Origin of the sequence: Photobacterium gaetbulicola (assembly GCF_003025515.1) — a bacterium.
GTDB lineage: Bacteria > Pseudomonadota > Gammaproteobacteria > Enterobacterales > Vibrionaceae > Photobacterium > Photobacterium gaetbulicola.
On record NZ_PYME01000002.1, the window covers coordinates 218,812 to 242,837 of the forward strand.

The following is a 24,026-nucleotide window of genomic DNA, read 5'->3' on the forward strand; positions in this document are numbered from 1 at the left end:
TCAGGTGCATAAACACAGTTATTGGTTATGCACCTGCTCAGCTTTATTCTAGCGTAGACTGTAGATCTTCCTCTGGCTTCCAGCCCAGACGCTCTCTTGCCTTGGTGTTGTCGACAACAAGATCGTCCAACAATTGACTCGCGAGGGCTCCCTTACCAAGCAACCTGGCAACGCTGCGCATTAAGCCGACAGGCACAGGCACCTGGATGACTTTGCGACCAGCAACATTCGCGAGCGTGTCGATTAATTGCTTAGTCGAGATTGTTTCTGTGTCTGCCGCAAGAAACACTTGATTAGCAGCAGCCGGATGAGAAACACAAAGTACCAACAGCGACACCAGGTTTTTGAGCGAAATGAAACTTTTTCGATTATCTACCAAGCCAAAAGGAAGTAATGGTAGGGCAGAAGTTAACTTGGCTAATCTCGCAATATTACCTGGCGCATTTTTACCATATACCAGTGCAGGCCGTACAATAACAAGTTCGATAGCAGATTCCTTGGCTGCTGACACAAGTTGCTGCTCGGCCTCATATTTTGAGATGGCATAATCGGAAACAGGGTTGGGCTGCAGCTGCTCAGTAAATGGTGCACCTTGGGTTACATTGCCATTGACACCAATACTGCTGACAAAAACAAATCGACTCACCCCATGCTCTACGGCATCACGAAATAACCTGAGCGTGGCCTTACAATTGGTTTCCATGAATGCTTCGAGCGGTGACACCGCAGTATCTGCCAAGACATGTGCCCTCGCAGCAAGGTGAATAACCGTATCTACACCTGCTAATGCTTTATCCCAATACGTTTTGTCAGAAATATTCCCTGTAGAGACTATCTCTGTAGTTTTAGAAAATGTATTGGAGCCAGCTTCAACGTTGTCACGAACAGAAGCGGTTACTCGATAATCATGCTCTAAAGCTGCGACCAACTGTTTACCGATAAATCCATTCGCACCGGTTACTAACACCCTTTTCAAAGACAACTCTCTCAATAAAAACGAATCTGTGCTATATTAGCACATCAAGATGTCTTGGTGGTTTCTATGTGGTCAATTAGCAACAAAAATAAATTTCTATTTCAACGCCTTGTCGACGCGGCCTCTGGTTTTATTCTGTCCATTTTTTTTATTGCTGGAAAAAGAAAAAAAAGAATTATCTTTAACTCCACCGTCAATAAAGATTTCACATTCAATTCAAAGTATTTGTTTCTGAATCATAAAGACGACTTTGAAAAGAAAGGGTATGAAGTTAAGTTCATCATTAATGATGATAATAAAAGACAGAAGCTTAATGATGAATATGGCCAGTACTTTATTACCACTAAAGGGATAAAACAGAAAGTCTACATCTTACGGGCTTGCTGCTGGGTTATGAGCACCATGGACGCCCCTATCAGCGGGCTGTTAATGAAACATAACCGCTTAGTTATCCAACTAGGGCATGGCACACCAATAAAAAACATTGGATTGATGGACCAGTCTGCTAGCCTGTTGAAAAAGCTCTATTACAAACTTATGAGCACTAATATTAGCTACTACCTGAGCCCGTCGGATTTTTTTGCCGAGTATATTGGCAAGGCATTTGGTGTCGACCAAAAGCAAGTCTTAGTTGCGAGACAACCGCGCCTTGACTCTATGTCTTCAGGAAAGTCTGACTTCATAGATAGCCACAGAAAAGATAAAGATACTACATTCATCCTTTATAGCCCTACCTGGCGTCCCTATAGCGACGTTAAATTATTTCCATTTGATGATTTTGACAAAGAAACTCTTAATCAGAAACTGATACAGGCCAATACTGTTATTTTCCTTAGACTCCATCCGAAATTTGAAGTCGACCTCTCAACGTATTGTAGCAGCCATGTAGTGAATCTCGACTCAGGTAAAGCCGAAGATATCACCGAACACCTTGATCAATTTGATGGGTTGATTACTGATTACTCGAGTATTTTCTGTGATTTTGCCATGCTGGGGAAACCTGTTGGTTTTTTACCTTATGATCAACATGAATATTGCGAGCATGTTGGGTTTTCACATGATTACAACCAGATGACATGGGGAAACATGATTACTAAGCAGGATGAGTTGCTAAGCGCGTTGGAACCGGTAGAAAAAGAAATGGCTAACAAAATTAATTTCGATAAAACAAAATTAGATGTTAGCCAATTTATCATTCATGATTTACAAAAAAATCTCTTCTGAGCGCTTTTTGCGAGGTGAATACTGTACGCAATGAGGTTGTAGAAATACGAGCAACTAACAGTATCAAAATAGCCACAAGGATGTGGATTGACTTAACAAACAGAACCGCAACAATTCCCAAGAAGAAAATCAGATACAGAATACCATTACAAACTTGAATAAACTGGTTGTTATCCAAGTTTAGCTTTTTAAGCAGTCTTGTCTGATGAGGAGAGAACAGCAAATATTCAAGTAACAGAAAATAGCTAACAACCACACAAACATAGTAAACAGCATAGTGAGGACTAAGGACAAGGAAGACGAAAATAGATGCAGCCAATACTAAAAAGTCAGATATCATTTGGCAATAAGGGGAATAGGTCCGTTGCACAATTTTTTGTGAAATATCCTTACCACGAAAAGAGTACTTTTTATTTTCAATTTTATCTTTCTGTTGATTCGTTAATTTACCCTTATATATTTTTGCAACCATATCAAAAATATACAACACAATAACGATACAAACCAGTAACGCAATATACGTATTTCTTCCCAGCTTTTGTTCAATATCGAACAAAAAAGAAATATTTTTTGCACCCGACAAGATAAAAAGAAGCTTGATAGGAATAAACATCACTATCATATTGATATACTTGCTGGCAAATATATAAAATGAAAGCTTATTTACCTCAACAGAAGCATCCTTTCTAAAAAACGAATAGAGAGAATATAAAACAGAAAAAAAAGCTGTTGTGCGAGCAACAGCAATTTTAAATTTATTAAACAACAGCATGGTTTAATTAAATGTTCTTAGTGATTTCAATAATTTCAGTTGTAGAAATAGACGGTGTTCTTGGGAAATAGATCACTTCACAGATATCTTTGAATTCATCAAATTTACCTTCCCAATCATCACCCATTGCAAGAATATCAGCCTTAAAAAACTCAATATACTCGCGCTTTTTCTCCAGAGAATGTTCAACGAACACTTCATCTACAAATTTTAGTGACTGGACAATTTTGATGCGACTTTCTTGGTCGTAAACTGGATAACGATCTTTCTTGCTAAAGTTCAGATCATCACTCGAGACACCTACAATCAACGTATCACCCAGCGATGCGCAGCGTTCAAGGATGTTGATATGACCAACATGGAAGATATCAAAAGTACCAAAAGTGATAACGCGCTTTGACATAAGTATCTAACCCTTAAGTATTTTTTCTATAACTCTATCTGTAGAGCAACCATCTTCATAAGGATTAAACCTTTCATTGAAGGGCTTATGACTCACAGTTTTCAACGATTTTAACGCATCCGCTAAGGAATGACTATCATAAAAAATGGGGCCCGGCAGGTCTTGATCAATGTCAATGTAAAAACCTCTGACATCTTTCTCATAAACTGCCCTATCATACATGTAAAAAAAGATGGGACGGTTGAGAATTGCATAATCAAAAAACACACTTGAATAATCGGTTATCAATGCATCTGATATGAGATACAAATCATTTACATCATTATAGGTTGAGACATCAACAAAACGACTTTGTGTTTTGTGAGAGTCAGAAAAATAATGGCCACGAAATAGGAACACGTAACTGTCATCAAAGGAGGACAAAAAATGTTCAGTCTCAAGAGGGTTGTCAAAATAAAAGCCCCCAGTTTCTTTTGAATATTGGTTATCACGCCATGTTGGAGCATACAGGATTACTTTTTTGCCAGGCTCAATACCAAGCGATTGTCTGATAGCATCCAGTTTTTCGGCATTGTCCACATCGTTAGTAAGCACATCATTGCGGGGATAACCTTGCTCAATTATTTTACCTGGCTCAATACCAAAGCTGGAGCAAAAACACTCAGAGGCATACTCACTGGGTGAAATGAAATGATCGTATCGCTTAGAGTCAGCTAAATAGCTGAAATACATCCCTTTCAAGCTTGAAGTAGCATAAGCGCTTGCCTTAACATCCAGCCCCAAGCGTTTCAGCGGTGTGCCATGCCAGCATTGCACGTACTTTTGCCCTTTTCGTTTTACAAATCGGAAGGGAAGACGGCAGTTTGTGATCCAAAAGGCCGCAGTTGCATATTCATGATCGTATTCTTTTGTGCCAAATTGAACAAGCTTAATATTACTATCAGCTACTATTCTATTTAATCTATCATTGGGCTCAGAATTTACGACCCAAACAAATTCAAAATTATTGGCCAAAGATACCATCTTTTTATATATAGCAAAAGGAGAGTCTGCAATTGACTTTCCTTGAAAGCACTCAAAGATTATCTTGTTTGGCGTAACCTTCTTTCTTCCATGCTTAATAAAAAACAAAACACGAACTATGTTTATAGTTAAATACTTAAATAGCAAGTCTAAACCATTACTTTTAGACAATGCTACTTTAACTTTATTTTTTAATCGTTTCAAAGCGTCACACTAAATCTATTTTAAGTTTAATTCCCACTGCTTCATCTCTAATTTCCTCTTTTCATCAGTAGAGCGCAGTGTATTTGAAACATCTTCCCTGGTATATTCATCTAATATTTTTACACATTTGGTTAATACATTAACAAAACCGTCTTCAGTAAAATCATCAGAGATATATCCGCTTATTCCTGGGGTTATTATATCTTTCGGTCCATACCTATAAGGCAAAGCCGCAACTGGGCATCCAACAGAAATAGCTTCAATAATTGTATTTTCAAGACCACCAATTTTTGATGTGCTCAAAATTACCTTTGACTTGGCCATTACTGACAAAGGCTTATTTGTTGGGCCTTTGATCTTAATATAATCATGAGCGCCAAGAGACTCTATTAACTTATTATAATCTCTTTCATTTTCACCATGCCCCCATATTTCCAGAGTGAAATTATCATTGGTCTTATAAAAACGATCGAATGCCCGTATCGCGAAATCAATATTTTTTTCAGGTGAGAACCGCGATACAATTGATACAACATTCATTGCATCTTCATTTGTTTCAATGCTACCAACTTTTCCAAAAGGCAAAACTAATATATTATCAGGACTAATATCATAAGAGGTAACAATATCATTCTTTTGCTGATTTGTTAGCGTCAGGTATTTAATATTTTCCTGATGGCTGTGTAATGACTTGTCATATTCCTTTCGCATAATGCCACTTACATCTAAATGAGTACTGTGGTACCAAAAGAAATAATTCCTTTCTCTGTTAACATCCTTTTTTATAGCTTCCAAATAAATTCCATCAAGTTTTCTTGCGGAAGCAATTATATTTGAATAGCCCTTGAACTGTTCATTAAGCCAAAAAGCTTTTAGTTGTGATACTGATTTAAATCTTTTGCTTTTATAACGGCCATTGTTATAGATAATTAATGGTTCGCCTACGGAGCAAAGCTTATTTAAAAATACTGTTCCATCTTTGTTGTAATACTTATCGAAAATAACCTGCGTTGTTTTTTTATTATTCTTATTTACAACCTTTCTAATGACTCGCCCTTCATCACAATAATCGTATTTGATAGTGAAATACTTATTAGAAAAAGTGTTACTAATTACTCGGCCATCAGTAACACTCTTTTCTTCTTTTATTTTAATGAAAAAAGGAATGAATTTCTTAATATTCTTCCTGTATTTTTTTGAATCTTCCTTTCTTAAATCACTATATATTTGATACACAGTATTTGATGGGTCATGTTCTGACAAACTGATTGCGTTAGATAGGCTATTTTCTATCTGATACATTTCAGAGCAAGACAGAATCTTTACCTTGTAACCATTCTCTGAAAAAAGCTTTGCCTTTTTATAGATATCCTTTGTACGCCCGCCAGGCTTCTCGGGTAATACATTTGTTAACATAACAACTTTTTTCATCGTAATGGTCTCACACTGTTTACTTAATTTAAAAAAAGCTTTTCTAGAATAGACTGAGAAGCTGTTCCTTTATCAGTCAAACAAAACTTATTATAAAAGGCTTCGTTGTAATTCAGCTCTCCGCTGAGTCCTTTCTCTATTTTATTTTCTAGCTCTGATTGCTCAATAACAATAGGGCCAGGGCTAAGCTCTAACAAGTCAAAATAAAAGCCACGCAATACATCTTTATATTTATCAAGATCATATGTATAAAGTATCACTGGCTTTTTCAAGATTGAATAGTCAAACATTGTTGACGAATAATCCGTTATCATTACATCAGAAATAATGTATAGCTCTTGGATGTCTGGGTAGTTAGACACATCAAAAGCAAAATCCTCAACACCAGTAAGATCGATATTTTCTGCAATTAGATAATGCATTCTCAGCAGAATGACAGCGTCGCTACCAAACTTATCTTTTAGGCTTTTGAGATCCATTTTCAAGTTAAAGCCATAATCCTTAGATGCTTTCTTCTGATCGTCTCTCCAAGTTGGACAGTAGAGAATTACTTTTTTAGTATCGTCAAGCTTAAGATCTTTTTTAATCTTAGCAATGTCGTTTTCAGTATGATTAATTAGAATATCATTCCTTGGATAACCATACTCTAGGATTATGTCTTTATCTACACCAAATGCAGACGGAAAAACCTTTGAGGAAAAACTATTTGCAGAAACAAGATAATCCCATCTTTGCGCATTTTTATAAAAGTTATGCTTATAGTTGGCTGTGGCAAAATAAGCAACATCCATATCCAAGCCAAGTTTTTTTAAAGGTGTGCCATGCCATGTTTGCAAATAGACATGCTCTTCTCGCTTGGTAAACATTGCTGGAATTCTTGCATTAAAGATCCAGTACTTTGATGTCGCCATATAGTAAAAATGCTTAAAGCTCATGTTTTTTACTTTAGTGGCGTTACCAGGGATCTCTATATTCAAATCATCCACAACCCAGATACACTCTATGTCAGGGTATTTTTGCTGGCACTCAAGGTATAAATACTTTGGGCTATCACTAAAAGCCTTGCCTGAAAAGCTAGAGAAAATGGCTCTTTTGCCATTTACCGGTAACTTTTTAAAGTAAGAGTATGACTTCTTTGCAATTAGTATTTTAATTCTACGCCGAAATATATAAAGCAGGAAAATAACTGCAAAAGAGTTAATAAGTGTTAGAAATTCAGACATTTAATATTAGTATTCCATTTTTAAAGTACAGCTTTTTTAATTATAACTACCTATGATTTGCTTGTATAGCAGCAGTTATCACTGCCCATCAATCTCATCCATAAAATCATCCAGATACGCGTCGTCTTGCTGCTCTGGCAGCTCGACGTTGCCGCCACTGGCGCGGAAGTTTTTGTTCTGGATGTAGGCATCACGGGTGAAGATGTAGGCATCTGGCGAGTCCTTCAGGATAGCTTCTTGCTTGACCAGTGCCGCCCGGTCTTCCATCCCTTCAAACGCCCACTTACCCAAGCTCTGCCAGAAGTTCAACGCACTTAATGGCAAGTACAATCCGTCTACAATATCACCGGCACCTTCGCGCAATGTCAGCGGACCGTAAACCGGGAACATGAAATAAGGGCCGTTGGAGACGCCGTATTTACCCAGAGTGTCACCGAACTGTTTGTCGACCGGCTTGCGAATATCCGCCGCGGAGGCGATGTCGATCAAGCCGAGCAAACCAAAGGTGGAGTTGATCCAAAAACGGTTGAAATGGCGCACGGCCTCTTCGCCGTTGAGCATCAGGGCACTGTTGACCATGCTGGCTGGCTCATCGAGGTTGGCCAGGAAGTTCCTGATCCCCGTCCGGATGAATGAAGGCGTGTAGTCGACGTACGCCAGTGAGATCGGCCTGGCCAAATAAGGGTCCAAGTAGTCGTAGTTCAAGTTCCACATCGCGCGGTTGAAGCCTTCGAACGGATCATACACACCCGGTACCGAATACTCCCCACCACCCTGCTCGACTTCTTCCAGCACGGCGGCGAGATCGTCGTCATAGTCTTCATCGTCATCGCCGAATCCTTCAATACCGTCGGCTTGGGCCGTGACACTCTCGCTATCTCCGACACCGCCTGCAGCATCTGTATCGACAGCATCTGTATCGACAGCATCTATATCGACAGCATCCGTATCGAGAGCCGCGAGGTCTCCCCCTTGCTCCACCGCGGAGGCTGACGGCTCAACAAGCGTCACATCCGGTGATGATTGCTCCGCAGGCGACTGGGCACACGCTGTCAGTGTCAATGAAATCGCGATAGCGAGTAGGTGTTTGTTCAATGTTGTATCCATGGCATATCTGGCTAAAACGCGCTAAATGGTAATATCAGCGAACTCAAACATCTAGCACTTTTGTGCTAGCTGATTAAGCATCCAGTAAAAAAGCATCGCTAACAATTTTGCGATACTCTTTTGTTTATAGCCCAAAAAATAACAGGCCAGATACTAATAGTATCTGGCCTGCTTCATCTCTACCACGTCAAGTGGCCGATTTTATTAATATTTTGTGTTTATCACGACATTTGTCGAGCCACCTAACGGAATGATGTCGCTTTGGCCGTACCAGTCGCCTTTACGGGTAGTGACATTACCGTCGGTGTCGATACGGGCCTTGATGATCATGTCCTGCAGCGAGGTCATCGGGCGCTCAGGGATCATGCTGTCATTGTCGTCCAATGTCAGGCTGATCGGGAACGACGACAGCGGTACGCGGCGTGCGGCCACCGGCATCGGTGCACCGTCTGCTGAATGAACCGAGATGATCACCAAGCCTTGCTCCGGCAACTCCACGTTCGGATCCAGCTCAACCGTTACCGACACCGATGTGGCAGTGTTGTTGCTGCGCTCCAGCTGAGACTGGGCACGGGCAATACTGCGATCAAGCATGTCAGCACGCGGATCATCGGCACCGATCACCTGCTTCATCATGTTCCAGTAGTTGATGGCCTGCTGGAAGTTGCCAGCTTCAAAGGCATCAAATGCCAATAGCGACAGGGCACGAATGTTGGTGTGATCGACACGCAGGACGCTGCGAAGCAGCAGACGAGCACGCTCGCTCTGCGCTGGATCGCCAATCATCATCAGGGTCTGGCCATAGCTCAGCATCACTTCCGGGTTGCTTGGGTCAAGGCGGTAAGCGCGAGCCATCGCATCCTGGGCCGTTTCAGCATCGCGGTTGGCCATGCCGATGCGGCCTAGCAGCAACCAGCCGGTCGCATCGTTGGGCTCGCTGTGCAGGCGGGTACGCAGTGCCAGTGTCAAGTCATCCATTTCCTGATCGCTGAGCGGGTTAGACTCGTCCATCAGGCGCTGGGACAGCTCCGGCAGGCGGGCAACCGTGTCATTCCAAGCCTGGACTTTATCCAAGCTACCGACCTTCATGTACATGCCAAAGCTAACACCAACCAACACAATCAACCCCGGAATAAGCATTGCGGTGCTTACCGGCGTTTTCTTCTGTTCAGTACCGGCAGGAACATCGTCGAGCAATGACTGCTGAAGCTCAACCACCAGCTCGTCTTTATTTTCGACCAGCCCTTCGCTGCTTTCTTCCTTCAGCTCGTCCATGCGATCTTTGAAGAACGCTTTGTTCAGCTCATCGCGGCTTGCCACTTCATCCTGCTCTTTGCCTTTGTACATAGGCACGACAAAAATGACCATCGCAACCAGCACCAAGAGGGCGGAAATTACCCAAAACATCGTCATTATTTCACCTTACCGTCTTGGTTTGTCTGCGAAGAGGCTTCGTCGGCCTCGGTACCCATTTCGGCCATCAGTGCCTGCAAACGGGCTTGCTCTTGCGTGTCCAACTCTGAGTTAGTCACTTTTTCCGTACTTTTTCGCGAACGCATCACCAAGATGGTAAAGCCGACAACGATAAAGAACAGCGGGCCAAGCCACAGGATCAGGGTTGATGCCATCACAGGCGGGTTGTATGTCACAAAGTTGCCGTAGCGGGCAATCATGTAATCCACAACATCCTGCTTGCTCTTGCCTTCCTGCAGCAGCTCGTAGGTTTTCTGGCGCATATCCTGCGCCAAGGCCGCATTCGAATCAGCAATGTTGTTGTTCTGACACTTAGGGCAGCGCAGCGTGGCAGCCAGCTCCTGGAAGTCCTTCTCCTGCTGCGGAGAATCGAACTCGTAAACATCAATCGACGCCAGCGCCGGTGCCGGCGCGGTAACCAAAGCGGCACCGGTCAGCACCATAGCCATCGCGAAAAGCGGACCGGTGAACAAGCGGGTCATTCGACGAGAAATCATCATTATCCCTGCGCCTCCTCAATCAGCGCTTCGTACATCGGTTTCAATGTCTCGTTCCAGTTACGGTCGTTGACATCACCGACATGGCGATAGCGAATAATACCGTTAGCATCAATCAGGAAGGTTTCCGGCGCGCCGTAGACGCCCAGATCCATCCCCAGCATTCCGTTACCGTCAAACAGGCTGTGCAGGTAAGGGTTACCCAACTCGTTGAGCCAGCGTACCGCTTTCAGGCGCTCGTCCTTGTAGTTAAGGCCGATGATCTTGACGCCTTCGCTGGCCAGCTGGTTCAGGTAAGTGTGCTCGGCATAACAGGTCGGACACCAGGTCGCCCACACGTTAAGCAGCAGCGGCTCACCCATGAAGATGTCCTGTTCGTACAGCTTGCCGGCTTCCACCAAATCTTCGAGCTTGAATTGCGGGACCGGCTTGCCCACCAGCACCGATTCCAATTTGGTTGGATCATCGCCGTCAGCGTTACGGCTGAGCTGGATCATGAACATCACGACCAGCCCCATAAACAGCACCAGTGGAATAAAAAGTAACTTCTTGTTCATCAGTTTGCCTTCGCCTCCTGCTTCGCAACCACAGACTCACCTTTCTCTTCCTTGCGACGGAAACGGTAGCGCTTGTCACTGATAGCAAATGCACCACCCAGAGCCATCAAGGCCGAGCCGAACCAAATCCAGTTCACAAACGGCTTGAAGTAGATACGTACCGCCCAAGCACCGTCGGTCAGCTTCTCACCCATCGCCACATACAGGTCACGGGTTACGCCGCTGTCGATAGCCGCTTCGGTCATCATCGAGCCCGCTACCGAGTAGAAACGCTTCTCGGCATGCAGAGTGGTTACACGTTTACCGTTACGGGTAATGTTGAAGTCCGCGATATAACCGTCGTAGTTAGGACCGTCGGCATCACGCAGACCGGCAAAGTGGAAATCGTAGCCTTGAACCTGCACCGTCTCGCCCGGCGCCATGCGCACGTCACGCTCGATATCGTAGTTCGATACCAAGGTAATACCGATAACCGATACAGCAAGACCGATATGGCCCAGTACCATCGCCCAGTGGCTGCGGCCCAGCTTTCCAAGACCTTTCCACAGGGTGTGGCGGTGTGTCGCGCGCTCATACAGCTCAAAGCCGTGCATCACGATGATCCACACGGCCATCGACATACCAAGTACCGCCAACGGCTCAAGCACTTCGGTGAACAGCCACACCGACAGGAAAGCAAACGGGACAGTAACCAGAGCAGAGATGATCATCTGCTTGCTGATATTCGAGACCTTGTCGCGCTTCCAGCGGACCAGCGGGCCGATACCCAGAATGAAGGCAAACGGGATCATCAGCCAGGTGAACAGGGTGTTGAAGAACGGCACACCAATTGACACCGAGCCCAAACCGATTTGCTTGTGAACCAATGGCAGCAAGGTACCAATCAGTACAACCAGCAGCGCGGCAACCAATAGCAGGTTGTTCGCCAGTAGCAGGTTCTCGCGCGAGAACAGGGCGTAGTTACCACGGGAGCGGATTTGTGCGCCGCGCAATGCGTACAGCAGCAACGAGCCGCCAATAACCACCACCAGGAAGCCGAGGATAAACATGCCTCGCGCCGGATCAGAGGCAAAGGCGTGTACGGATACCAAGACGCCAGAGCGGACCAGGAAGGTACCCAGCAGGCTCAATGAGAACGCCGAGATCGCCAGCAGTACCGTCCATGCCTTGAACGTGCCGCGCTTTTCGGTCACTGCGAGCGAGTGCATCAGTGCGGTACCGGCTAGCCATGGCATAAAGGAGGCGTTTTCTACTGGATCCCAGAACCACCAGCCACCCCAGCCAAGCTCGTAGTAAGCCCACCAAGAGCCCAATGCGATACCCAATGTCAGGAATGCCCATGCCGCAATTGTCCAAGGACGAGACCAGCGCGCCCATGCGGTATCCAAACGGCCTGTCATTAGCGAGGCAATCGCAAAGGCAAAAGCGACCGAGAAGCCCACATACCCCATGTAGAGCAGCGGCGGGTGAATGATCAGCCCCGGGTCTTGCAGCAGCGGGTTGAGGTCACGGCCATCAACCGGGAAGAACGGCAGGGTACGCAAGAACGGGTTGGAGGTCGCGATGATAAACAGCAAGAAGCCGATTGCAATCATCCCCATGACGGACAATACCCGCGCCAGTGATTCCAGCGGCATGCCACGGCTAAACACCGCAACAGCAACGGCCCAACCGGCCTGGATCAGCGCCCAAAGCAGCAACGAGCCTTCGTGGCCGCCCCATACTGCCGACAAACGGTAGTACCAAGGCAGCAAGGTGTTAGAGTTACTGGCAACATACGCTACCGTAAAATCATTGCTGTAAAAAGCCCAGCTAAGGATGATAAACGACACTAAAGTCATGCCGAAAATACCGTACGTCAGCGGACGGGCCATTCGCATTAGTGCCTGATTCCCTACGGATGCACCGTAGAGAGGATAGATGCTGACCAGGATGGATAATCCTAGTGCAACAATCAGGCTAAAGTTGCCTATTTCTGCAATCATTATTGAGCACTACCCTGTAGTTGTTCTTCGGTATACTGAAGCGGGGCGTGGGTACGCTCCATTGCCTCTGCTACTTCAGGTGGCAAATACTCTTCATCGTGCTTCGCCAATACTTCATGAGCATGGATAGTCGTCGCATTTACCAATTCACCCTGAGCCACGATACCCTGCCCTTCGCGGAATAGATCCGGCAAGATACCATCGTATTTAATCGTTACTGCCGGGCCAACATCAGCCACATCAAAGGTTACTTGCAAAGACTGGGGATCACGAACTACGGAGCCTTCCACAACCATACCGCCAATCCGCAAGCGCTGTCCGATTTCTGGTTTAGAACCATCTTTCTTGCCGTGGACAAGCTCAGTAGGGGTATAGAAAAGATCCATATTCTGGTTCAATGCATACAGCAGCAATCCGACAGTTGCACCGAGGCCAACCACCAACGCCAATACCAACGTCAGGCGCTTTTTACGTCTCGGGTTCATAATGTGTTCTCCAGTTTTTCAGCTTCTTTAATACGCTTTTCACGCGCAATCTTGTTCTTGATCTCTGCTGCCAGGCGACGCTTGGTGCTCAAGCTCGAAACAATCAACCACAGCAAGGCCGCAAAAGAAATACCGTAGGCACTCCAGACATACGAGGCATAGCCTCCCATCGCCAAAAAGTCACTAAAAGAGTCAAAATGCATAATGGCCTCACTTCATCAGGGCACGCACCCAAGGGCGGTGACTTTCACGGGCAACAATTTCATTGCGCAAACGGATCATGGTCAGCGCACCAAAGAAACAAGCAAAACCAAGAAGGTTAAGTAGCAGAGGCCACAACATGGATGTTGCGATAGACGGTTTTGCAAATTTAGTGATCGTCGCACCCTGGTGCAACGTGTTCCACCACTCTACCGAGAAGTGGATGATAGGTAGGTTGATCACGCCAACAATCGCCAGAATACCGGCCGCTTTGCCCGCCGTTTTCTGATCGTCAAAGGCATTGTACAAGGCAATCACGCCCAGGTAGAGGAATAGCAGAATCAACTCGGAGGTCAGGCGTGCATCCCATACCCACCAGGCACCCCACATCGGTTTACCCCAGATAGCACCGGTCAGCAGAGCGATCACGGTGAATACGGCGCCAATGGGTGCCATTGCCAATGCTGCCATGTTGGATAGGCGAATTTGCCACACCAAGCCGATAAAGGCGGCAATGGCCATCGACATGTACGCGCCCATCGACCATATCGCCGCCGGCACATGCAGGTAAATGATTCGGAAACTATCGCCCTGCTGGTAATCGGATGGGGCAAACATCAACCCCCAGACCGTACCGATCAGGATGGATAACAAAGCAATGACGGAAAACCAAGGCAATAGCGTACCGCACAGACGGTAACAGTTCTCAGCTTTCGCGTATGGGTGTAACCACTTCCACATAATTTTGCTCAACTCATCTAATAAGAATAATTACGTTGCCAAACAGCGTATAGCTCAAACACTCTGTCTAGCATCATCAAAAAGACTGTTTTTTTATCTTGACGACTATGCACCTTGGATAAGGTCAGAACCCCCCTCATCATCCAAAATGTCATCCCGACATAAATACCCCCGAAGAGGTATTGCGCCAGATATCGTCTGCTTCCTTGTTCTTGCTCAAAATTGTCTCATGAGATCGATTCTCATGAGAAAGTACAAACACTAGTTAATTGTAATCAGTTATTGCACACTAATTCGTAGTGAAGCTGCGACAGCAAATGGAGAAAGTGTCGCCGATGCCACCAACATCGCCCCCATCAGTGCCAACTGCCCGTTATAAGGCATCCCCAAGCCGGCCGCATCTATCGCCGAGGTCGCAAATATAAGCACAGGAATGTAGAGCGGCAAAATGAGCAGGCTCAATAAAACGCCACCCTTGCGCAGTCCGACCGTCAGGGCAACCCCAATCGCCCCTAGAAAGCTTAACGTCGGTGTCCCGATAAGCAGGGTAAGCACCACCGCCTTCCATGTTTCCCACTCCAGCGACAGCAAAATTGCCAGCAGCGGGCTGATCAGCAACAACGGCAAACCGGTCAATAACCAATGGGCAATCATCTTGGCAAAGGCCAGCACTGGCAGTGGTGTCGGCATTAATAGCATTTGCTCCAACGAGCCATCGACAAAGTCATCCCGAAACAGCCGCTCCATCGAAAGCAGCGCCGCCAACAGTGCCGCCACCCAGACGATACCCGGCGCAATTCGCGCCAGCAAATTCGGCTCGGGGCCAACCCCCAGCGGAAAAAGGGTAATAACAATGATAAAGAACCACAGCGGGTTGAACACTTCGGCCTGACGGCGAAAAGCAATCAAGAGTTCGCGGCGGATCACTTGGAAAATCGCACTCATCGTCTGTTACCGCCCCAACTTTATTTTTCTTAGCTTGTCGCTGTCTGTGAACATGTCCTGGTGGGTCGTCAATACCACAATCCCACCGCGCTTGGCATGGGCAAGGAACAAACGCTCCAGTACCTTCACACCTTGTTTATCAATCGCCGTCAGTGGCTCATCCAAGATCCACAGCTTGTGGTTGCTCAGCCACAACCGGGCCAAGGCCACACGGCGCTGCTGACCGGCAGACAACTGACCGGCGGGTACATCTTCCCGCCCAGCCAGGCCAACCTGGGCCAAAGCCTGCCACAAGCTATCGTCGCCAGACACCTGAGGCGTGCCCGCTAATTCAGAGCGTTCGTTGCATTGGTGCATCGACTGGAAAAAGGCCAGGTTCTCAAAGGCCGTCAGCTCACGCTTGACCCCGGTCTGGTGCCCCAGAAACAATAATTCTTGGTGGTAGTCTTCGCGGGCTGATTCAATATCTTCATCCAGCCAGCAAACCCGCCCGTTATCTGCGCGGCCAAGCCCAGCAAGGATCCGTAACAAGGTCGTTTTCCCTGCGCCGTTGTGCCCTTCAATCTGGACGAGTTCACCCGACGAGACTGTGAAATACAGATCCTCAAACAATACCCGTTCGTCCCGGGTACAACTTAACTCTTCAACAGACAACATAAAAATGATGCATCCTAGGTGTCACAAATAGATCCGCATAGTACCACAGCCCCCGCCCGGGTTGTTAGAGACTAGCGACCGTAATTGTGACTTCAATGCTAAGCCCGTAATATGCTTTTACACATTGTCACTGTGCGACAAGCAAACAATAAAAAAGTGCCACAAGAAATATAAAAAATAGCAAAACCGTCAATTACGCGCACATTTTCATCGCAACTTGTTCAGCCAGACACCACCCGCAAAATCCCTCTTCCGGCGGGAAAATATTAAAGGTGAAAAAAATGCTTACAAGTTAGAAGCAGAAACAAGCCCTTAAAAAGCGAAGGAAAAGGTGGAAATGCAGGACCTCGTTTCTCCTATCAATTAAAAACAAAAAACCCTCCGTAATCGGAGGGTTTCTTCGTCATGGTCGATCCACAGTTACCGACGGGAATGGTGCATCTGCTGCAACCGAAGTAGCAACTCGGCTTCGGCTTTTGGCAAGTCGCACTCACGCATCAGTTCATTAACATCCGCACCGAGTTCAACCATTTTGCTGGCACGGCTGTACAGGCGACTATCGGGATCTTGCATCGCCAGCTCGCCCTGGCGGTCGGCCAGCTCTTCTAGGTGACGAGCCATATCACCCAACTTCTGGCTCATCCCCATGGTACCAGCACGCAGTTCGTTGAATTGCTTAACCAAACTTTCCTGCTGCTGGCGGGCATTTTTCAACACCAGCTCTGTCGCTGCAAATTTGGTTTCAAGGGCCTGGCGGGCAATACGCTCACGCCTTACCATCAACCAAGCGACCACAATCGCCAACAGCGACAAGGCCAGCGGTAACCATTGCAACAACATCTCTCGCATTACAGGTACGCCATCTCGTCCCATTCTTCATCTGATAATAGCTTATTGAGATCCACCAAGATCAACAACTGACCATCACGGTTGCTCACGCCCTGAATGAACTTCGCGCTCTCTTCCGTACCGACACTTGGCGTGCTGTCGATTTCGGAGCTGCGCAGGTATACCACTTCCGCCACGCTATCAACCAAAATACCGATCACCTGCTTTTCTGCCTCAATGATCACAATGCGGGTATTGTCTGAAATCTCGCCCGGCATCAAGCCGAAACGGGAGCGGGTATCGATAACGGTCACCACGTTACCACGCAGGTTGATGATCCCCAGAACGTAGTCAGGCGCGCCCGGTACCGGAGCGATTTCTGAATAGCGCAACACTTCGCGCACCTGCATGACGTTAATACCGTAGGTTTCGTCTTCCAGCTGGAAGGTCACCCACTGCAGGACCTGATCATTACTGTCTTCTTTTTGTATTTCAGCGACACTCACCTGTGACATGCTGTTTCCTCTTTGATCTATTTTGCTGCATTCAACGCATCAGCGCCTGCGATAATACAGGAGCCTAACTTGATTGCCTAAGTTTGGTATTAACATCTAATCCCGCTTTGAGCATGGAAATTAGCTCACTAACATGAATTAGCGCACACATTTTTTCTTTTACCATGCCTGCCAGCCAAGGGCGCTTACCTGCTTTCTCGCGCCAGCGGACACTGTGTTCGGATAAGGTTTCGGTGCCCAACAAGGAGCTGCATGCCAGCCCCCAGCGGCTTTCGCCCAGCACCACGACGTACTTATATTGCTCGCGGTACTCATCGCCATCGAGTTTGTCGGGCATCGCCCAGCACGCGGTGTCAACCACATCAAACTGGTGCTCGCGGCTGCTCATCAAACCGAGATACCACGGCGGGCGCCCCATCAGGCGGCTCACGTCACCCAGTTGGTGGATCCCACCCAGTTCGGTAAGCGGCACGGCGAAGGTCACCCCATTGACCTCGAAAAACAAAGCCTGGAACTCATCACCTTGGTGAGCCTGCTGCGACCAATTATCGGGCGGCAAATCCTCCGAAGCCTGGGTTTTGGGCTCATGGGCGACTTCAGGCTGCGGCTCTGTCGATACGGCCTCTGATTGCAGAGGTTGAGAGGGAGCCGTCGGCAGCTCGTTTGCCTGTTCGTGGGCCATCACCTGCTGCCATTCATCCGCCAACTCGGCATCAATCGCCCCCGCTTCAGCCTCACTCGCTGCCTGCGGCTTGACCTGGCTAACCTGATTGAGCAAACGCTGGACATTATCGAGCACTGGCGATGGCATACCACGGCCACCTTCGGCCCCCTCGCCGTCCAGGCTGGCAAAATCAAACGGCTTGGCTGCCGGCAGGGACTTTCCGGCCGTTTTTGCCAATTCCGTTGCCTTGGCTGCCTGTGATGTCAGCAACCCAGCATCTTGAGATAGCGTGAAATCTCGCCTGGGAGAGTCCTCGTCATTTTCCTCAAGGCTGCTTGAACCCGAAATAGTTGTGCTATCGGCAGCAGGCTGCGCCGGCTCTTCCCCTTCGGGAGCGGTAATATGGCTCTGCTCAACCTCAGGCTCCGACGCTGTCTCCAGCTCGAGTTCCGGCTCCAGCAGTAAGTCATCAAAGTAGTCTTCCAGCGCCTGAGTGCTGGATAAACGGGTGTTATCGCTCATCCTGTTGCAGACGCCCCAAATAATTCAATAATGTTTTATATGCAAACACCCCACGACTGCTGCGTGAGTAGAGTGAAGGCGGCATATGCTTGATACTCGCATCCCGAAACTTGGTGTCAATCGGTACCGCCGAGGCCCAGACTTTATCCGGGAAGCGCAGCTTCAGCTCCTGCAAGGTCTGCAGCGAGGCGCGGGTCCGCTTGTCATACATGGTCGGCACTATCGTCACCTTGAACGGCGAGCGACGGGATTTCTGCATGATCTGCAAGGTGCGCATCATCCGCTCGAGGCCCTTCATCGCCAGGAACTCAGTCTGCACCGGGATCAGGATACGGTCACTGGCCGCCAGCGCGTTGACCATCATCACCCCGAGAATAGGCGGGCAGTCGATCAGCACGTAGTCATAGTCGTCCGCCAAGCAGTTCAGGGCTTTTTTGAGGATCAACCCCATCCCACCCCGGTTGCCCATGACCCTGTCGAGCGTCGCCAACGACATGTGGGCGGGAATAATATCGATGTTGGTAAACTGGGTGCGCAAGATCACCGGCCTAACGGTATCGCGGTTGATCTCGGTTAACTGGAACAGATCGAACAAGCTCGCCGATACACCATCGGCATCAAAGTTCAAATAGGTGGTCAAAGACGCATGCGGATCGGTATCGACCAGCAGTACCCGCTTGTTGCGCTCGCTCAGTAACCCCGCCAGCGAGACGGTTGTGGTGGTCTTACCGACGCCACCCTTCTGGTTAGCAATACTCCAGACTATCAAGGCTAACTCCCTATACCAGCCCGAGTTCTACCGAAATACGCTCGGCAATTCGCTCCAGCGGCAGATCTTCTGATGAGATCCCCGCCTTGGCCACGGCCTGGGGCATCCCGTAGACCACACAGCTGTCTTCATCCTGCGCCCAAATAGTCGCACCGCTGTTCTTCAGCATTCGCGCGCCTTCTCGGCCATCGGCCCCCATGCCGGTCAGCACCATCGACAGCACCTTGTCATGGAACACCTTGGCGGCAGAGCCAAAGGTCACATCAACACAGGGTTTGTAATTCATCCGGTCTCCCCCGTCGATGATCCGAAGGCGGGCCGATCCCGGACGGCCATCAAGCATCATCTGCATCCCGCCCGGTGCCAGATAAGCCATCCCGGGCCTTAGCATATCGCCGTCCTGGGCCTCCTTGACGCCAATCTTGCAAAGGTTATCAAGGCGGGCGGCAAACGCGGCAGTAAAGGTTGCAGGCATATGCTGGATCAGCACGATTGGCAGCGGAAAATTCGCCGGCAGCGCGGTCAGGATCTTTTGCAGTGCCACCGGGCCTCCGGTCGAGGTACCGATCGCCATCAACTGGTATTTTTTGCCGGATGGTTTAAAACGGGCGGCAGGCTTGGTAGCTGCCGGGCGAGCGGCAGGCTGGCGCAGGGCCGATGGCTGGCTGGCCGCCTTCAAACCCGACGGCGATGCCAGGCTCTGATTCCCCAACGCACTGCGTGCGGCCATCGGGCGCGCGGCTTCGCTAGCAGCGTCACGCATCGTCGCTGCCGTGCGTGCCGGACGGCGCATAAACACCCGCTTACGGGCAAGCTCAGTCACCCGCTTTTGCAGCAGGCTAACGGCTTCATCCCGATTGCGGGCGATGTCTTCGAACTTTTTCGGCAAGAAGTCCAACGCGCCGGCATCGAGCGCATCAAGGGTCGCTTTCGCCCCCTCGTGGGTCAGGGAAGAGAACATCAAAATCGGGGTTGGGTTGGCCTGCATGATTTCACGCACCGCAGTAATACCGTCCATCACAGGCATTTCGATGTCCATGGTGATCACATCAGGATGTAAACGGGAGGCCATCTCGACCGCTTCCTTGCCGTTAACGGCATTGCCAACCACTTCCAACCTAGGATCAGCATTGAGGATTTCACTTACGCGCCGGCGGAAAAAGCTTGAATCATCCACCACCAATACTTTTACTGCCATGTCAATTTATCCTGTTGATGACAAACCTTGCGCCTGTGGACAGGCTTTCTATGAGTTATGTGTACGACGTTGTGCGTTACGCGGAGTAACGACAATGGCTTCCCGTTGTCAGGGAAGCCATTTTGGCCTTGTTATTGTTAGTTAGCGGCCCGCATAGTGCTTGAGCAGGTTCGGCACATCGAGGATCAACGCAATATGGCCGTCACTGGTAATGGTCGCTCCCGCCATACCCGGCGTGCCCTGCAGCAATTCATCCAGCGGCTTGATCACCACTTCTTCCTGGCCAATCAGGGTATCGACCACAAAGCCAATTCGCTGATGGCCAATCTGGACAATCACCACATGGCCATGGTCACGCTCGCGTTTCGGCACACCGACACCCGACAGCCAGTCTTGCAGGTAGAACAGCGGGATCGCTTTGTCGCGCACGATAATCGTCAGCTGACCATCGACCGTATTGGTCTTGCGCAAGTCAAGGTGGAAAATCTCATTCACGCTGGCCAATGGCAGGGCAAACGGCTGCTCTGCCACGCCAACCATCAGGGTCGGCAGAATCGCCAAGGTCAGCGGAACCTTGATATCAATCCGGGTCCCTTTGCCCAGCGCCGAGTCAATGGAAATTGAACCGTTGAGCTGGCTGATCCCGGTCTTCACCACATCCATGCCCACACCGCGACCGGAGATATCAGAGATCTCTTTCTTGGTCGAGAAGCCCGGGGCAAAGATCAGGTTATAGCATTCGCTGTCGGTCAGGCGGGAAGCCGCATCGGCATCCATCACACCCCGCTCAACCGCAATGCCGCGCAGCTTGTCCGGATCCATGCCGCCGCCATCGTCCTCGATGGTCAGCAAGATATGGTCACCCTCTTGGGAGGCCGACAGCAACACGGTGCCAATCCTCGGCTTACCGGCTTTTTCGCGCACGCTCGGCATTTCAATGCCGTGGTCTACCGAGTTTCGCACCAGGTGGACCAACGGATCGGCCAACGCCTCGACCAGGTTCTTGTCGAGATCGGTTTCCTCGCCGCGCATTTCCAGCACAATCTCTTTGTTGAGGCTGCGGGCCAAATCGCGCACCACGCGAGGGAAGCGGCCAAACACTTTCTTGATTGGCTGCATGCGGGTTTTCATCACCGCACCCTGCAGATCTGCGGTGACCACATCGAGGTTGGCAACCGCTTTGGACATCTCTTCATCGTTGGTGTTGAGGCCAAGGCTAACCAGACGGTTGCGCACCAGCACCAGTTCGCCGACCATATTCATGATGGTATCGAGCGTCGAGGTATCGACACGCACAGTGGCTTCAGCCGGCTTGCTCTTTTCTTTGCCAGGCGCAGGCTTGGCGCGTCGTTCGGCCTCCGGCTTGGCCGCGGCTACCGGTTGTGGTGCTGGCTGGGGCTGAATGTGAGCCTGAGGCTGCACTGGAGCAGACGGAACAGACGGCTGGCTCTGCGGTTTATCCTCTTCCAGCATATCGACAACCGACTTGGTGGCAGCTTCGAGCTCTTCATCCGACGGCCCTTTGCCGACACCGTGAAGCTCATCGAGCAAGCGCTCGAACTCATCGTCGGTCATCAAGTCATCGTTGCCATCATCACTGTTGGCCGCCGTCGAGGAAACCGGTGCTGGCTTGGCAGGCACCGGGCTGACGGTCGCACTCGCAGCGGATGAACCGTAGTCACTGTTGCCCGGGCCTTTGCCGGTACCGTGCAGTTCATCGAGCAGGCGCTCGAATTCATCATCGGTGATATCGCCGCTTTCGGACTGGATTTGATCCACGATGTCCGCACCGGCAACCGGGGGTTGGGAAACAGATACCGCCTCCGCGGCAGAGTCGGCGGCAGAAGGGCCACGTCCTTTGCCGTGTAGCTCGTCAAGTAGACGATCGAATTCATCCTGGGTGATGTCGTCAACGGAGTCACCCGCAATCGCTGAGTCCGAAACAGGCTGCTCGGCCGCTTCGACCACCGGCTCCGTGAAAACAGGCTCGCTCACCATATCGGCGACCGCCGCAACCTCTGCGCTATGCACTTGGGGGGCATTGGCCTGCGCCAGCTCGTGTTCTGTCGGCGGCTGACTGAATCGGTGCAGGGCTTCCAGCAACGCCGGCGCGGCCGCTTCAACCGGTTCTCGATCTTGCACCTGGCCAAACATCACGTTGATGGTATCCAGCGCTTCCAGAATCACATCCATCAGTTCAGGTGTGACGGTGCGCTTGCCGGTTCTTAGCAAGTCAAAGATATTCTCGGCACCATGGCACGCATCCACCAGCTCGGTCAGCGAAAGAAAGCCCGCGCCGCCTTTTACGGTATGGAAGCCACGGAAAATCGCATTGAGCAGATCCGAGTCATCCGGACTGCGCTCCAGCTCAACCAACTGCTCCGAAAGCAGTTCGAGAATTTCGCCTGCTTCAATCAAAAAGTCCTGGAGGATATCTTCGTCTAAATCAAAGCTCATATTGTTCCCTTAAAATCCTAGGCTCGACAGCAGGTCGTCAACATCATCCTGGGTAGACATGACATCCTCACGACTTTCGCTGTTGACGATAGGCCCTTCCGGAGAAAGGATCCGTTCCTCGCGCAGCGCGTCTGTTCGGTCTTCTTGTTCCATGCCAAACGCTTTGAGAATTTCGACCAGTTGATCTTCAACTTCATGCACCAGTTCAATCACCCGGCGAATGATCTGGCCGGTCAGATCCTGAAAATCCTGGGCCATCAGTATTTCCGTCAACTGGGCGCGTAATACATTGCTATCACTCTCAACCTGAGTGAGCAACCCGTCGATATCGTGGCAGAGCGACTTAAATTCATTAAGTGCGATCTCCCCCCCCATCAAACGCTGCCATCTTGGATAAACCTGCTGTAGGGTATCCCCAAGCTGCTCTGCCACCGGCTGAATGCTGTCGACCGCATCCATGGTTTTGTTGGCGGCAGACTCGGTTTTGTCTATCACATAAGACAACCGATCTCGGGCGTCGGGGATTTCCGTTTTTGCTAAATCGGTGATACGGGGATCAAGGCGGAAGTTGGCCAGCGAGTCATGAAGTTGACGTGTGAGTTTGCCCACTTCGTCATAGACGGGATCACGACTATCCGACACCAGACGGGCGAATAGTGTATTTGCTCCATCCTGATCGCCAGATTCAAGCATACTGACAAGCTGCTTTGCCTGTTCAAGTGTAATCATTGTTATTATTGTCCTTTGATGCCCGAAAAGTGTTTTACTGCATACGCTCGAAGATTTTATCAAGCTTCTCTTTCAGCGTGGCTGCAGTAAATGGCTTGACGATATAGCCATTAACACCGGCTTGGGCGGCTTCGATGATCTGCTCGCGCTTGGCTTCCGCCGTGATCATCAGCACAGGCAGGTGCTTAAGTTCGGCATCGGCACGAATATGCTTGAGTAGATCGATACCCTGCATACCCGGCATATTCCAGTCCGTGACCACAAAGTCAAAACCGCCCTTTTTAAGCATCGGAAGCGCAGTCAATCCATCATCCGCCTCCTGGGTATTGTTGAAGCCCAGATCACGCAGCAAATTCTTTACGATTCGGCGCATTGTTGAAAAGTCATCAACAATGAGGATTTTCATGTTTTTATTCAAAGTTGCCCCCACTGAATTATCA

The 24,026-nt window shown here is 48.9% G+C and carries 25 protein-coding genes; 1 reads left to right on the top strand and 24 read right to left on the bottom strand.

Annotated features, from left to right (window positions below):
• Positions 1-43 precede the first annotated feature (43 nt).
• On the bottom strand, positions 44-967 hold the full coding sequence (locus C9J03_RS02480; RefSeq protein ID WP_231580740.1) for an NAD-dependent epimerase/dehydratase family protein: 924 nt from the start codon (positions 965-967) through the stop codon (positions 44-46).
• Between the two features lie 75 nt (positions 968-1,042).
• On the opposite strand from C9J03_RS02480, the gene C9J03_RS02485 reads away from it, so the two are divergent.
• Positions 1,043-2,200: a CDP-glycerol glycerophosphotransferase family protein gene (locus tag C9J03_RS02485; RefSeq protein ID WP_044623969.1), complete on the top strand. Its 1,158-nt coding sequence runs from the start codon at positions 1,043-1,045 to the stop codon at positions 2,198-2,200.
• Here the strand turns inward: C9J03_RS02485 and C9J03_RS02490 are convergent.
• The 23 genes from C9J03_RS02490 to cheY form a co-directional block, all read right to left on the bottom strand.
• On the bottom strand, positions 2,169-2,972 hold the full coding sequence (locus C9J03_RS02490) for a hypothetical protein (protein ID WP_044623970.1): 804 nt from the start codon (positions 2,970-2,972) through the stop codon (positions 2,169-2,171). The two genes, C9J03_RS02485 and C9J03_RS02490, sit on opposite strands and share 32 nt — an antisense overlap.
• A 7-nt stretch (positions 2,973-2,979) precedes the next feature.
• A complete protein-coding gene (locus C9J03_RS02495; RefSeq protein ID WP_044623971.1) occupies positions 2,980-3,375 on the bottom strand; it encodes an FAD synthase family protein in 396 nt (131 codons plus the stop codon).
• A gap of 6 nt (positions 3,376-3,381) precedes the next feature.
• Complete coding sequence (locus C9J03_RS02500; RefSeq protein WP_107291654.1) at positions 3,382-4,602, bottom strand: CDP-glycerol glycerophosphotransferase family protein; 1,221 nt, start codon at positions 4,600-4,602, stop codon at positions 3,382-3,384.
• 15 nt (positions 4,603-4,617) lie between these two features.
• Positions 4,618-6,033, bottom strand: coding sequence for a glycosyltransferase (locus C9J03_RS02505; protein ID WP_044623972.1), 1,416 nt, complete (start codon positions 6,031-6,033; stop codon positions 4,618-4,620).
• 23 nt (positions 6,034-6,056) lie between these two features.
• On the bottom strand, positions 6,057-7,256 hold the full coding sequence (locus C9J03_RS02510) for a CDP-glycerol glycerophosphotransferase family protein (RefSeq protein ID WP_052829828.1): 1,200 nt from the start codon (positions 7,254-7,256) through the stop codon (positions 6,057-6,059).
• A gap of 78 nt (positions 7,257-7,334) precedes the next feature.
• The gene (locus tag C9J03_RS02515) at positions 7,335-8,102 is read right to left on the bottom strand and encodes an MlaA family lipoprotein (protein ID WP_044624593.1); all 768 of its coding nucleotides are present in this window, start codon (positions 8,100-8,102) and stop codon (positions 7,335-7,337) included.
• Between the two features lie 465 nt (positions 8,103-8,567).
• A complete protein-coding gene (gene ccmI / locus C9J03_RS02520) occupies positions 8,568-9,776 on the bottom strand; it encodes a c-type cytochrome biogenesis protein CcmI (protein WP_039467459.1) in 1,209 nt (402 codons plus the stop codon).
• Complete coding sequence (locus C9J03_RS02525) at positions 9,776-10,285, bottom strand: cytochrome c-type biogenesis protein (RefSeq protein WP_107291660.1); 510 nt, start codon at positions 10,283-10,285, stop codon at positions 9,776-9,778. The genes ccmI and C9J03_RS02525 overlap by 1 nt, the downstream gene beginning before the upstream one ends.
• Positions 10,286-10,335: 50 nt before the next feature.
• A complete protein-coding gene (locus C9J03_RS02530; protein ID WP_044623973.1) occupies positions 10,336-10,890 on the bottom strand; it encodes a DsbE family thiol:disulfide interchange protein in 555 nt (184 codons plus the stop codon).
• A complete protein-coding gene (locus C9J03_RS02535; protein WP_039467453.1) occupies positions 10,890-12,875 on the bottom strand; it encodes a heme lyase CcmF/NrfE family subunit in 1,986 nt (661 codons plus the stop codon). Before C9J03_RS02535 ends, C9J03_RS02530 begins: the two co-directional genes overlap by 1 nt.
• On the bottom strand, positions 12,875-13,360 hold the full coding sequence (gene ccmE / locus C9J03_RS02540; protein ID WP_039467450.1) for a cytochrome c maturation protein CcmE: 486 nt from the start codon (positions 13,358-13,360) through the stop codon (positions 12,875-12,877). Before ccmE ends, C9J03_RS02535 begins: the two co-directional genes overlap by 1 nt.
• Positions 13,357-13,563 (bottom strand): heme exporter protein CcmD, encoded by a 207-nt coding sequence (gene ccmD / locus C9J03_RS02545; RefSeq protein ID WP_039467447.1) that lies wholly within the window; start codon positions 13,561-13,563, stop codon positions 13,357-13,359. The genes ccmE and ccmD overlap by 4 nt, the downstream gene beginning before the upstream one ends.
• A gap of 7 nt (positions 13,564-13,570) precedes the next feature.
• Complete coding sequence (locus C9J03_RS02550; protein ID WP_039467444.1) at positions 13,571-14,302, bottom strand: heme ABC transporter permease; 732 nt, start codon at positions 14,300-14,302, stop codon at positions 13,571-13,573.
• Between the two features lie 279 nt (positions 14,303-14,581).
• On the bottom strand, positions 14,582-15,247 hold the full coding sequence (gene ccmB / locus C9J03_RS02555) for a heme exporter protein CcmB (protein ID WP_039467441.1): 666 nt from the start codon (positions 15,245-15,247) through the stop codon (positions 14,582-14,584).
• A 6-nt stretch (positions 15,248-15,253) separates the two neighbouring features.
• Positions 15,254-15,904, bottom strand: coding sequence for a cytochrome c biogenesis heme-transporting ATPase CcmA (gene ccmA / locus C9J03_RS02560; protein WP_039467437.1), 651 nt, complete (start codon positions 15,902-15,904; stop codon positions 15,254-15,256).
• A gap of 420 nt (positions 15,905-16,324) precedes the next feature.
• Positions 16,325-16,753 carry a DUF2802 domain-containing protein gene (locus C9J03_RS02565; protein WP_039467433.1) on the bottom strand — a complete coding sequence of 143 codons (429 nt, stop codon included), beginning with the start codon at positions 16,751-16,753 and terminating at the stop codon, positions 16,325-16,327.
• On the bottom strand, positions 16,753-17,247 hold the full coding sequence (locus C9J03_RS02570; RefSeq protein ID WP_039467430.1) for a chemotaxis protein CheW: 495 nt from the start codon (positions 17,245-17,247) through the stop codon (positions 16,753-16,755). The genes C9J03_RS02565 and C9J03_RS02570 overlap by 1 nt, the downstream gene beginning before the upstream one ends.
• Positions 17,248-17,311: 64 nt before the next feature.
• Positions 17,312-18,433 carry a chemotaxis protein CheW gene (locus C9J03_RS02575; protein ID WP_044623974.1) on the bottom strand — a complete coding sequence of 374 codons (1,122 nt, stop codon included), beginning with the start codon at positions 18,431-18,433 and terminating at the stop codon, positions 17,312-17,314.
• Positions 18,423-19,202, bottom strand: coding sequence for a ParA family protein (locus tag C9J03_RS02580; protein ID WP_044623975.1), 780 nt, complete (start codon positions 19,200-19,202; stop codon positions 18,423-18,425). The genes C9J03_RS02575 and C9J03_RS02580 overlap by 11 nt, the downstream gene beginning before the upstream one ends.
• Before the next feature lie 10 nt (positions 19,203-19,212).
• On the bottom strand, positions 19,213-20,400 hold the full coding sequence (locus C9J03_RS02585; RefSeq protein WP_044623976.1) for a protein-glutamate methylesterase/protein-glutamine glutaminase: 1,188 nt from the start codon (positions 20,398-20,400) through the stop codon (positions 19,213-19,215).
• 141 nt (positions 20,401-20,541) lie between these two features.
• Entirely contained in the window at positions 20,542-22,857 is a 2,316-nt protein-coding gene (locus tag C9J03_RS02590; protein ID WP_044623977.1) for a chemotaxis protein CheA, read from the bottom strand.
• Between the two features lie 9 nt (positions 22,858-22,866).
• Positions 22,867-23,586, bottom strand: coding sequence for a protein phosphatase CheZ (locus C9J03_RS02595; protein ID WP_039467417.1), 720 nt, complete (start codon positions 23,584-23,586; stop codon positions 22,867-22,869).
• Between the two features lie 34 nt (positions 23,587-23,620).
• Positions 23,621-23,992 carry a chemotaxis response regulator CheY gene (gene cheY / locus C9J03_RS02600; protein ID WP_039467413.1) on the bottom strand — a complete coding sequence of 124 codons (372 nt, stop codon included), beginning with the start codon at positions 23,990-23,992 and terminating at the stop codon, positions 23,621-23,623.
• Positions 23,993-24,026 lie beyond the last annotated feature (34 nt).